The organism is Bacteroidales bacterium (assembly GCA_016707785.1).
Taxonomy (GTDB): Bacteria; Bacteroidota; Bacteroidia; order Bacteroidales; family UBA4417; genus UBA4417.
The window spans coordinates 14,829-25,753 of record JADJGZ010000033.1 but is presented as its reverse complement, the minus strand read 5'-3'; the positions used below and the strand labels follow the sequence as shown (position 1 = coordinate 25,753).

Genomic DNA, 10,925 nt, shown 5'->3' with positions numbered 1-10,925 from the left:
CCATGGGAAAGACTACCGTGAAAAAGCAGTTTGGGTTTTCGGTGAACAACGACCGTCAAATTGATTATGATGCGATTGACCATTCATTATACCGTTTAGTTGAGGAAAAGGAACCCTCAATCCACCTTTGTATTTCGTGTGGGACTTGTTCAGCCACTTGTACAGCCGCAAACTTTACTGATTTCAGCCTCAGGAAATCAATATTGTTGTTGAAACGTGGGCTTTATACAGGCCTTTTTAATGAAGTTTCAAAGTGTATGTTATGCGGGAAGTGTCAGTTGGCCTGTCCCAAAGGAGTAAATACCCGTAACCTGGTATTACAAATGGCTAAAGCATTACAACCTTTACAGAAATGACGTTTGATATTTTTGTCATACCTTTTTTTGGTGGACTGTTATTTCTCTTAACAGTTCTCTTCATCAAGTTCAGCAGGTGGATAGCCCTGATCGACCGAAGTGGCAGAAAGAAGATTGGCTATGGATTGTTCAGTCTCCAGATTTTTCCTGCAACCTGGGAAGTATTTACTGAAGCGCTGCTTCATAGGCGCATGTGGAAACAAAACAGGCTGTTAGGATATTTGCATATGAGTTTCGCCTTGGGCTGGTTATTGCTCATTCTCATGGGGAACCTTGAATCTAGGATTTATAGTGGCGGGCACATCAATCCACCTTATTATCCCATCTTTTTAAAATTCTTCGTTCACGATAAAAGGGTTCTTCCTTTTGAACTCGATACTCTGCCGGGTTTTTTCAGGTTCAGCATGGATCTGATACTACTTTTCGTTTTATCAGGTCTTGTTCTTGCCCTCGTAAAGAGAATAAGGTCACGATGGTTTGGGATGAAACGTACAACAAAGCAAAATCGATTTGATCGCTGGGCTGTCATGAGTTTGTGGCTGATTTTCCCTTTTCGGCTTCTGGCAGAAAGTTTCACAGCCAGCCAGTTTGAAGGGGGAGGCTTTCTGACAAACTCACTGGGTGATATCATTGCGTTGGTTGTACCTGTCACTGTGAGTTCAACAGCATCATACGCACTATGGTGGGGATATTCAACCGTGCTGGGAATATTTTTTGTCACCCTTCCATGGTCGCGTTACATGCATATCCCAACAGAAGTGGTAATGATATACCTCAAACATTTTGGGGTTAAGTCGGGAAAGATTCTTAACAGCTTCAGCGAAATCGAAATGAGAGCCTGTCCAAGATGTGGAGTTTGTATTGATACCTGCCAGATGAATGAGGCTGGTAATACCGGTTCCACACCAGTTTATTTCATTCGCTCACAACGTGATAAATATACAGATCCAGCCATTAATGCAAATTGTATGCTTTGCGGAAGGTGCCAGGAGGCCTGTCCGGTGAAAATTGACCTGCTTGATTTAAGGATTGCAGCCCGCAATCTGGACAATAAAGGCATTGATCATTCCTACAATTATCTTCCGGCTGATGCTGCCGACAGCAAAGGGGTTAATGTACTATATTTTGCTGGTTGTATGGGCCATCTCACACCTACGGTTAAGCGAGCCATGATTAAAATAATGGATGCCGCTAATGTGAAATACCGTTTTATGGACGCAGATGGATCCATATGTTGTGGACGGCCAATGTTGATGGCTGGTATGTATGAGGCTGCAAGATCCTTGATGGAGAAAAACCGTCAGCTTATCCATGCTTCTGGTGCCAGGATTTTGGTAACATCCTGTCCGATCTGTTATAAAATGTTCAATGAAGAGTACAAACTATATGGGGTTGAGGTGTTGCATCATACCCAGTATTTATTGCGACTTGCTGAAGCAGGAAGTTTGTGGCTCAATCATTCAGGCTTGTCTGCTGTTTATCATGATCCTTGTGAACTGGGAAGGGGTTCCGGCATTTACAAGGAACCACGAAAGTTATTACGCAGAGTAGCTAAGGTTATCCCAATACCCCAGGAAAAGGAGAAAGCGCTGTGCTGTGGAGGAAGCATTGGAGATACAGGCTTAAGTCATGATCAGCGCAAAGTTATCAGGGATCAGGCCCTTACAGTGCTTACGGAAGCCTCCCCCGACCTTTTGATAACAGCATGCCCATTGTGCAAGAAAACATTCCGGGATGGAACCCAAACCAAGGTTAAAGATATTGCTGAACTGGTAGCTGAACAGATTGAACTGGAAATGGAAGAAGAAATTGTTCATCAAGCACATTCAAACTGAATGTCCTAAATGATAAGGATCCTCTGGCTTTTTGATTTCCCCTTTTTATCCTTGATTTTCAGGAAATAGACACCAGAGGTCTGTGCTGACAGGTCAATTATTGAATTATCTGCATACTGGATCATTCCTGAGAATACAATCATGCCTTGAGAATCGTAAACATCTATGTGCAACGGATAAGTCAATTGATGCATATACAGCCTGAATATTCCATCGGAAGGATTAGGAGAAACCAGGCAGGTTGTTTTTGGTTCAGGAACATCCATGGTACACACTCCATAAATACTTAACTCTGATTGCGTAAAGCAGTCCAGTGTCATAGTATTTGCGTACCAGGTTGCATATGAATAATCCATTTCGAGCCCTCCGAAATTAATATCTCCAATGCCTTGTATCCATTCTGGCCCGGCTCCATAGCCAGGGATTTCTGAGAAAACAATATGTTTTCTCATGATGCCTTTGATCAGTATACTGTCTGTTGACAACACTGCCAGCTTTAGTACATATGGCCAGGCTGAATAGTAGGGAGCGTGAAACTGGAATGTATCACCGGGGTTCAGACTGTAATCGAACCATAGCCTCAAGTTGTCAGGTTGTGATCCCACATAGACCTTCTCCCCATCCTCATAGACAAAGTAATTTAAGGCCTGGTTTTTTACCAGTTTGAAAAATGTTGAGTCTCCAACAATAGTATCCCCGGCTATTTTATAACTATTGTAAGTAGTCTCATCCCAAAGTATTTCACCTCCATGGCCCCAGGCAATGGAATGATAAGTTTGATACCAGGTTCCATTAGCAGGAAAGCAAACTTGTGCCACAAGCCCTGAGGTAAACATCATGAAGAACAATAAAAAAATGATAGTGGGTTTCATGGCTGAAAGGATTTTAAACACAAAAAGACAATAATTGAGAGTTTTACGATATTCAATTGAGATGACAAGAAATAACCTTGTTTCAAAGTATTGGATTTCAATATATAAGACACTTTAAATTGGGAATACCCTGACAGGACTATAAAAATTTCAGAAAATAGAATGAATGCATTTGGATTGACTCCTCTAACAAATTTTGAGAAGGACGAATGCAGCTTTGGCAGGTAATAATTGGATTTTACTATTAACCGAAGCGATCAAATTCTATAGGGTATGAAACCATTCCGGAAATGCCGATTAAGGCTTGATCCTGTAATTCAAGAGCCATAAAGCATTCATCCGGTACCTCAAAAGGGCATGTTATTTCGAAAAAGGAGGCAGGTTTAAATCCAAATCGTGGATAATACTCTTTGTGGCCCAATACGATTACTGATCTGAACCCAAGAGACTGAGCTGCTTTCAGGCCATGTTCCACTAATTGACTTCCAATTCCGAAGTTTTGAAGTTCAGGCATTACGCACATTGGAGCTAAAGCCAGGCTGATAGTAGATTTCCCGTTTCCGGAAATACTGACAGGAGTAAAGAGAATATGTCCTGAAATTTGTCCTTCTAAAATTGCCACCAACGAAAGTTCTTTAATGAACTCTTTCCTTTTGCGGAGTGCTTCTATAAGGAGGCCTTCGTTTTCCTGTCCGAATGCAAGGTCATTTAACATTGCGATCTCCTGGTAATCCGAATTTCTTTCAGCCCTAACGACAATTTTCATTTTGAGGGAATTTAGAATAGATATTTCACTTCTTTCAGGTCACAAACCCAGTTTGATTTATCAGAACCTTCAAGCATAAGCTGTCCGAAATTTGTAATTCCGGTTATTCTGGCATTAACTTCAATTCCTTTTAGCAGGTAGTTATGCCATTGGCCGACTCTGAAAAGATGTTCAAGATAGTATTTATTAATGTCAGATTTTTTTCCTTCTCTCAAAAGCTGGTAATACTTGTTCAACGATTCAATTAAGTGGTCCCGGATCGTGGACAGTTCATAGGTATCACCCGTTATCAGTGAAAGAGAAACCGGATTAGGAGCATCACTCAGGAATTCCCGCTGATTTACATTAAGGCCGATGCCAATAACAGCAAAATCAAATGTTGAGCCCATGACTGAGTTCTGGATAAGAACACCCGCTACTTTTTTATTTCCGATATATATATCATTTGGCCATTTGATCGTTACATTACCGGATGGGACGATTTTACTGACCATTTCCTGCAAGGCAAGCGCAATAGCCTGATTCAGGCTGAACTGTTCCGAAACAGGAAGAAATGTCGGATAAAGAATGAGGCTGATTGTCAGGTTTTTGCCAGGCTCACTTTCCCAATGGTTAGTGTCAGTGCCCCTTCCCTGTGATTGCTTAAAACAACTGATTACAGTACCTTCCGGAGGCCGCGCTTCTGATAGCAATTTCAGGGCATAGGCGTTGGTTGAATCAATCTCATCGAGCTCAATGACATGGAAACCTGACATCATCCTTATATTAATGTTATGTATTCAAAGGTACATGAATTGACAAAATTGGAGGAAATAAATCAAGAATTGGGTAAGCCTTTGGCAGTCCTGTTTTTTTCATAGTTTACTGCCTGACAGAATGGCGCATTTGAAGAAAAGGCTCAATGTTTGTGAATGACTGTATTCCTGTTTCCTTCAAAGGTTCGGGAAATCCTTATATTTGCATGGATAATACCTGATAAATGGCAAAAAGAAAGAAGATTGAAGCTCCTGAAATGTTGGCTGATATAATAGTTAAGGGAATGCAGGAGCGAAAAGCGATTGAGATTGTAAAACTTAATCTCGGTAAAGTACCGAACAGCATTACTGATTATTTTGTTATCTGTCATGGGAACTCCCGCACACAGGTTGAAGCTATTGCTGATTCGGTGCAGGCAGAAGTGAAAAAAGCAGTAGGTTATAATCCCTGGCACAAGGAAGGTCATGAAAATGCTGAATGGATACTACTGGATTATTTTGATGTAGTAGTGCACATTTTTCTTGAAGAATCCAGGAATTTTTACAAACTGGAAAAATTATGGGCAGATGCAGAGCGAATAGATATCCCTGCAGTATAATAGTGTAGAACATTAGGAAAATAATAATGACAGAAGATTCAAATAATAAAGATAAGGGCGATAAATTCCCCGGAAGTAATTTTAACCGTTCAAAAAATCCAAAATTCAAGTTCAATTTCTACTGGATTTATGGTATTCTTGGCATTATTTTCTTTGGATTATATTTTGCCAATATGGGTACCAGTCCGAAAGAGATAGACTGGGGCCAGTTAAAATTAATGTTGCAGAGTCAGGAAGTTGACAAGATACTTCTTGTAAACAAAGAGCAGGCAGAGATTTATATCAAGAAGGATAAGCTGTCTCTTGAGAAGTTCAAGGATGCTAAACCTTCGAATAATATTGTAAATACTGCACCTCAATATGTTTATCAGATAGGTTCTGTCGAAACATTCGAGAAGGATATGAGGGAAGCCCAGCAAGCACTTCCTTCAATTGTTTATCCCCGAAATATTAACCGCAGGAACTGGGGTAGTGAATTACTGGGCTGGATACTTCCTGTAGTTGTTTTGGTGGGGTTATGGTTACTAGTAATGAGAATGATGACCCGTGGTGGCGCTGGTGGAGGTGGACAGATTTTCAATATTGGGAAATCCAAAGCTCAGTTATTTGATAAGGATACCATGGTTTCATTGAATTTCAACGATGTAGCCGGATTGCAGGAAGCTAAGGTTGAGGTAATGGAAATTGTTGAATTTCTAAAGAATCCCAAAAAATATACTGAACTGGGAGGTAAGATTCCTAAAGGTGCATTGCTTGTTGGCCCTCCCGGAACCGGGAAAACTTTATTGGCAAAAGCGGTTGCAGGGGAGGCTAAAGTTCCCTTCTTCTCACTTTCCGGGTCTGATTTCGTTGAAATGTTTGTTGGCGTTGGAGCTTCCCGGGTAAGAGATCTGTTTAAACAAGCTAAGGAAAAAGCCCCTAGTATCATCTTCATCGATGAAATTGATGCTGTTGGAAGAGCCCGCGGCCGTAACCCAATGACAGGTTCAAATGATGAACGTGAAAACACCTTAAATCAGTTACTAACTGAAATGGATGGTTTTCAAACCAATGCAGGCGTTATTATTCTGGCTGCAACCAATCGTGCAGATATTCTGGACCGCGCCTTACTGCGTGCCGGTCGTTTCGACAGGCAGATTTATATTGAACTTCCTGACCTTGAAGAAAGGAAAGCCATTTTTGCTGTACATATGAGAAACCTGAAAATGGATAATTCCATTAACAGGGAGTTTTTAGCCAAACAGACACCCGGTTTCTCAGGTGCCGATATTGCCAATTGTTGCAATGAAGCAGCACTTATCGCCGCCAGAAAGGATAAACATCAAATAGACAAACAGGATTTTCTTGATGCGATCGACCGAATTGTCGGTGGTTTGGAAAAAAGGAATAAAATTATTTCTCAGCATGAAAAGAAAGTGATTGCATACCATGAATCTGGTCATGCTGCTATTAGCTGGCTCTTACAGTATGCACATCCGCTGGTAAAAGTGACGATTGTTCCCAGGGGTAAAGCATTAGGTGCCGCCTGGTATCTTCCGGAAGAACGTCAAATTACTACTTTCGAGCAAATGTACGATGAGATCACTGCCGCCCTCGGAGGTCGTGCCGCTGAGGAAGTGGTTTTTGGAAAGATATCAACGGGTGCATTAAATGACCTGGAAAAAGTAACAAAGCAGGCTTATGCTATGGTTGCTTTCTATGGATTGAATGACAAAATCGGGAACATAAGTTTTTATGATTCTTCAGGCCAGCAGGAATATATGCTTGGTAAGCCTTTCAGTGAAAAAACAGCCCAGGTTATTGATGAAGAAATCAGTAAAATGATAGAGGGGGCTTATTTACGAGCTAAACAACTACTCATAGATAATAGGGAGAAACTGAATCAACTGGCAGATATTCTTCTTCTTAAGGAGGTTATCTTCCGGGAAGATCTTGAACATATTTTCGGTGTCAGGCCATTTGACGACCATGAACATGTGACGCTTAATGGCAACTCAACTGATTCTGCAGAAAGCCAGGATGATACCAGGCTTCTGTCTGCTGATGCTGATGATAAGAGCACACCACCACCACCACCACCCGGTGTTTAAGTAAGCAGTATCATTTTCTTTAATACCTGTCTTTCACTGCAACCTGATTTCCATGGAAGAAAGTACCTCGAGGGAAAAAGTATTGAAAAGAGTGCGAAATGCACTTATTTATAAAACAGATAACCCCTATGCCCAGGTCGATTTTGATTCCAGGATCTACCAGGAAATGGAGGAATCCCCGGATGTGAATTTTGCTCAGGAATTTACCAGCATAGGAGGGAAGTTCATTTATTGTGAAGGGGAATTGGACCTTGTGGCTTCTTTATCAGCTCTTGCCAATGAGCAACAATGGCAGGATGTATTCTGTACTGATCCTGAATTGCAGTATCTCCTTTCACAGGCTGATATTCCTTTCCTGTCAGATGCTGAAAACTTCGAAGTGTTGAAAGTAGGAATCACTTCCTGTGAGTTTCTTATCTCACGGTTAGGTAGTATAATGGTGTCCTCCAGGCAGGATTCCGGTCGTCGGCTTAATGTATACCCTGAAATACACATTGTGATTGCATATACCTCTCAGCTGGTACCAGACCTTAAAGATGCATTAGCAGGAATCAGGGAGAAATATGGGAATAAAATTCCTTCTATGATTTCTGTAATTACAGGCCCCAGCCGAACTGCTGATATTGAAAAAACACTGGTAATGGGTGCTCATGGGCCTAAAGAAATCTATGTTTTTCTTACAGAACTGACTGAACAGGAAACTGAAGAAGAATAGAAATGGAATCGGATTGGATCAAAATTTATGAAACAGACAAGCTCTATGAAGCTGACATGATTCAAGCTATACTTGAAGATTCCCAGATTAAGGCAATTATCGTAAACAAGCAGGATACTCTTTACCTTATAGGTGATATCGAAATCTATGTTTCAACAGACGATTCATTTATAGCCAGACAATTAATCGTAGAATATAAAGGTGAATAATTTTACATTACGTTCTCTCACAGGTGCAGGTTTTGTTGTGGTGATGCTGGGCTCAGCCCTGCTGGGTCAACTGGTTTTTTCAGTGCTCTTTCTAGTGGTATCTTTATTGGGGCTTTTTGAATTCTATGGACTTTTTAAGAAGCATAGTCCTTTTTCCCCTTTTAGCTCCATGGCAATTGTGGCAGGTGCATTGTTATACGCACTTCTTGCCCTGAATGCACTGGGGTATTTAAATGGCAGCTTAATACTTCTTATTCTGCCAATACTGTTCCTGTTATTTATTGCAGAACTATGGAGAGTAAAAACTGAACCATTTATAAATATCGCCATTAGTCTTGCAGGGATATTATACATTCCTCTTCCCCTGGGTCTTGCAATATATTTTTTTGATCCTGTAAGTCTTTCCGGACCTGAGCATTTTGGGACAATGATCGGGTTTCTTCTTATTTTGTGGTTGAATGATACCGGTGCATATATTGTTGGTTCACTCATCGGGAAACATAAGTTATTCAGTCGTATCTCACCCGGTAAAACATGGGAGGGGAGTATAGGAGGAGCACTATTTGCTTTATTGGTAGCTTATCTCTGCTCAGTGATTTTTCCTATTTATCCGTTATGGAAGTGGCTTGTAATGGGTCTCATAATTGTCATCACCGGAACACTGGGTGATCTTGTGGAGTCGATGATGAAAAGGAGTCTACAGGTAAAGGATTCAGGTAATATTTTGCCCGGCCATGGTGGTATACTTGACCGATTTGATGCTGTGCTGATCTCCGTGCCATTTGTATTTGTATTTTTGACACTCACCCGTTAAAGTTAATTTTTGATTATGACCAGGTACCGGATTCATAAGGAAGGCCACCGTATCATCCTCTTTACAACCATTCTTTGCATTTTGCTGATTGTTGCCCTGGTTGGATTTTTCCCGGTCCACACAATCTTTCATTACCTTTTTTACACTGCCGTAGCAGCTATTTACCTTGTTGTTCTGCGATTCTTCCGGATACCTGAACGAATTATGCAGTCACACCCTGATGTTGTTCTTTGTCCGGCAGATGGTACTATTGTCGCAATAGAAGAAGTTGAAGAGTCGGAATACTTTCATGACCGTCGCAGACAGGTTTCCATTTTCATGTCACCTAATAATGTGCATGTGAATCTTTACCCTATAAGTGGAAAGATTGTTTATACTAATTATTGGCCGGGTTCATTCCTGGTAGCCTGGCATCCAAAGTCCTCAACTGAAAACGAACGACATACGGTTGTAATAGAAAACTCTCAACACGGACTTGTCATGGTAAGGCAGATTGCCGGTGCCCTGGCAAGAAGAATAGTATGCTATTCCAGAACAAATGAGAGAATTAACCAGGGTTATGAGCTCGGATTCATAAAGTTTGGCAGCCGGGTGGATCTTTTTCTCCCGCTGTCTGCATCAATAGAAGTGAAACTTGAACAGAAGGTAAAAGGTGGGATAACTAAAATAGGCCACTTTAATTAAGGTCGTGAAGAAACAATTATATTAATTTCCCCAATCGTGAAATGGACTGGTGCTATATGGCTTTAACAACTCCTTAACAAAAATCCGGATGGAGTATCCAACAAAACCTATTACTTTTGCGTTACTAAATGATTGAAACCTCTAAAAATTATTTGATATGAAAAAACTTGCAATGATCGTTTCCCTGATGACCCTGGTGTTTGCTTTCACCCTTAACACCGTTTCAGCTCAGAAAGTTACCAGTACTCAGAAAGCCACAACCGAAAAGGTAAGCTCAGATAAAGCTGCTCCAGCCGCTAAGGCTTGTTGTTCAGATAAGAAAGCTACTTCAAGTAAAGCTTGCTGCAGTGATAAGGCTAGTACTTCAAAATCAGGTTGCTCAAAAACTTGCACACCTGCTGAAAAAGCAGCTTGTACTAAAGAAGGTCACGCTCAAACTGAAGCTACACCTGTACCTAAAAAGAATTAAGGATAGTTCTGCTATCGGAAAATCCTGCCTTTGGCGGGATTTTTTTTTATAGGTAGTTCTTAATTTCTATTAAGCTTTTAACTTCAATAGTAACTAAATCCTGGTGGATGGTCTGGTTGTGATTGACAAACAATTGATCTATGCCTACCTGCCTGGCTCCATCAATATCAACCACAAGGTCATCTCCTATCATGAGGCTTTCTTCTGCCCGGGCATGTGTCTTATTTAAAGCATAATGAAAAATTGAAGGGTCAGGTTTCTTTGACCCGGCTTCTTCACTGGTAATGATAACTTTAAAAAATCTATCCAAACCTGAATTTTTCAATTTAGGGAATTGAACTTCATCAAATCCATTAGTAATAATATATAGTGGGTATTTAGCATACAGATACTCTAAGATTTCAACTGCATGAGGGAAGAGATAAGTATTTGCTGAAATCTCTTCAATAAAACCAGCTGCCATCTTTTTTCCCACTTCAGAATCATCCACTCCGAATTCGCAAAGTGTAAGGTAGAACCTATTGAAATTCAGTGCAGCTTTTTCAATGTTGCCTTCACGATACTGGGCCCATAAGCCTGAATTTATCCCAATATACTTTTCCCTGAATGCTTCATAAGAAGGAATACCCATTTCCTTCAGCTTCAGTTTTGTGAAGAGTGATTGTTTAGCCTCCTCTGCACTACGTTCAAAATCCCACAATGTGTGATCGAGATCAAAGAATAGATGATTATATATTTTTTTCATAAGGTGGCAAAAGTAT

At 40.7% G+C, this 10,925-nt stretch carries 13 protein-coding genes; 9 read left to right on the top strand and 4 right to left on the bottom strand.

Features of this window, described 5'->3' with window-relative positions; all coding sequences use genetic code 11:
* The first annotated feature begins 2 nt into the window (after positions 1–2).
* The gene (locus IPH84_15910) at positions 3–356 is read left to right on the top strand and encodes a 4Fe-4S dicluster domain-containing protein (GenBank protein ID MBK7174673.1); all 354 of its coding nucleotides are present in this window, start codon (positions 3–5) and stop codon (positions 354–356) included.
* Positions 353–2,191, top strand: a complete 1,839-nt coding sequence (locus tag IPH84_15905) for a (Fe-S)-binding protein (GenBank protein MBK7174672.1) — start codon at positions 353–355, stop codon at positions 2,189–2,191. Before IPH84_15910 ends, IPH84_15905 begins: the two co-directional genes overlap by 4 nt.
* Positions 2,192–2,196: 5 nt before the next feature.
* Here the strand turns inward: IPH84_15905 and IPH84_15900 are convergent, their stop codons facing one another.
* The 3 genes from IPH84_15900 to IPH84_15890 all read right to left on the bottom strand — a co-directional run bounded on the left by IPH84_15900 (position 2,197) and on the right by IPH84_15890 (position 4,584).
* Positions 2,197–3,063: a T9SS type A sorting domain-containing protein gene (locus IPH84_15900; protein MBK7174671.1), complete on the bottom strand. Its 867-nt coding sequence runs from the start codon at positions 3,061–3,063 to the stop codon at positions 2,197–2,199.
* Between the two features lie 244 nt (positions 3,064–3,307).
* Complete coding sequence (locus IPH84_15895; protein ID MBK7174670.1) at positions 3,308–3,829, bottom strand: N-acetyltransferase; 522 nt, start codon at positions 3,827–3,829, stop codon at positions 3,308–3,310.
* An 11-nt stretch (positions 3,830–3,840) separates the two neighbouring features.
* Entirely contained in the window at positions 3,841–4,584 is a 744-nt protein-coding gene (locus IPH84_15890) for a biotin--[acetyl-CoA-carboxylase] ligase (GenBank protein MBK7174669.1), read from the bottom strand.
* Positions 4,585–4,808: 224 nt separating this feature from the next.
* Between IPH84_15890 and rsfS the strand changes: the two genes are divergently transcribed.
* From rsfS to IPH84_15855, 7 genes are all read left to right on the top strand, one after another.
* Positions 4,809–5,183 carry a ribosome silencing factor gene (rsfS, locus tag IPH84_15885; GenBank protein MBK7174668.1) on the top strand — a complete coding sequence of 125 codons (375 nt, stop codon included), beginning with the start codon at positions 4,809–4,811 and terminating at the stop codon, positions 5,181–5,183.
* Between the two features lie 26 nt (positions 5,184–5,209).
* Entirely contained in the window at positions 5,210–7,273 is a 2,064-nt protein-coding gene (gene ftsH, locus IPH84_15880; protein ID MBK7174667.1) for an ATP-dependent zinc metalloprotease FtsH, read from the top strand.
* Positions 7,274–7,325: 52 nt separating this feature from the next.
* On the top strand, positions 7,326–7,988 hold the full coding sequence (locus tag IPH84_15875; protein ID MBK7174666.1) for a lactate utilization protein: 663 nt from the start codon (positions 7,326–7,328) through the stop codon (positions 7,986–7,988).
* Between the two features lie 2 nt (positions 7,989–7,990).
* A complete protein-coding gene (locus IPH84_15870) occupies positions 7,991–8,197 on the top strand; it encodes a DUF2007 domain-containing protein (GenBank protein ID MBK7174665.1) in 207 nt (68 codons plus the stop codon).
* Complete coding sequence (locus tag IPH84_15865; GenBank protein ID MBK7174664.1) at positions 8,190–9,011, top strand: CDP-archaeol synthase; 822 nt, start codon at positions 8,190–8,192, stop codon at positions 9,009–9,011. Before IPH84_15870 ends, IPH84_15865 begins: the two co-directional genes overlap by 8 nt.
* Before the next feature lie 15 nt (positions 9,012–9,026).
* Positions 9,027–9,695: a phosphatidylserine decarboxylase family protein gene (locus tag IPH84_15860; protein ID MBK7174663.1), complete on the top strand. Its 669-nt coding sequence runs from the start codon at positions 9,027–9,029 to the stop codon at positions 9,693–9,695.
* A gap of 157 nt (positions 9,696–9,852) precedes the next feature.
* Positions 9,853–10,164, top strand: a complete 312-nt coding sequence (locus tag IPH84_15855; GenBank protein MBK7174662.1) for a hypothetical protein — start codon at positions 9,853–9,855, stop codon at positions 10,162–10,164.
* A gap of 46 nt (positions 10,165–10,210) precedes the next feature.
* Here IPH84_15855 and IPH84_15850 read toward each other — a convergent pair whose 3' ends face one another.
* Positions 10,211–10,909, bottom strand: coding sequence for a noncanonical pyrimidine nucleotidase, YjjG family (locus IPH84_15850; protein ID MBK7174661.1), 699 nt, complete (start codon positions 10,907–10,909; stop codon positions 10,211–10,213).
* Positions 10,910–10,925: the final 16 nt, after the last annotated feature.

Bases quoted from the DNA above. Each gene is read 5' to 3' on its own strand.
- IPH84_15895 (MBK7174670.1), bottom strand. From the start codon at position 3,829: ATGAAAATTGTCGTTAGGGCTGAAAGAAATTCGGATTACCAGGAGATC.
- IPH84_15850 (MBK7174661.1), bottom strand. From the start codon at position 10,909: ATGAAAAAAATATATAATCATCTATTCTTTGATCTCGATCACACATTG.
- ftsH (MBK7174667.1), top strand. From the start codon at position 5,210: ATGACAGAAGATTCAAATAATAAAGATAAGGGCGATAAATTCCCCGGA.
- rsfS (MBK7174668.1), top strand. From the start codon at position 4,809: ATGGCAAAAAGAAAGAAGATTGAAGCTCCTGAAATGTTGGCTGATATA.
- IPH84_15875 (MBK7174666.1), top strand. From the start codon at position 7,326: ATGGAAGAAAGTACCTCGAGGGAAAAAGTATTGAAAAGAGTGCGAAAT.
- IPH84_15910 (MBK7174673.1), top strand. From the start codon at position 3: ATGGGAAAGACTACCGTGAAAAAGCAGTTTGGGTTTTCGGTGAACAAC.
- IPH84_15860 (MBK7174663.1), top strand. From the start codon at position 9,027: ATGACCAGGTACCGGATTCATAAGGAAGGCCACCGTATCATCCTCTTT.
- IPH84_15855 (MBK7174662.1), top strand. From the start codon at position 9,853: ATGAAAAAACTTGCAATGATCGTTTCCCTGATGACCCTGGTGTTTGCT.
- IPH84_15905 (MBK7174672.1), top strand. From the start codon at position 353: ATGACGTTTGATATTTTTGTCATACCTTTTTTTGGTGGACTGTTATTT.
- IPH84_15890 (MBK7174669.1), bottom strand. From the start codon at position 4,584: ATGTCAGGTTTCCATGTCATTGAGCTCGATGAGATTGATTCAACCAAC.
- IPH84_15870 (MBK7174665.1), top strand. From the start codon at position 7,991: ATGGAATCGGATTGGATCAAAATTTATGAAACAGACAAGCTCTATGAA.
- IPH84_15900 (MBK7174671.1), bottom strand. From the start codon at position 3,063: ATGAAACCCACTATCATTTTTTTATTGTTCTTCATGATGTTTACCTCA.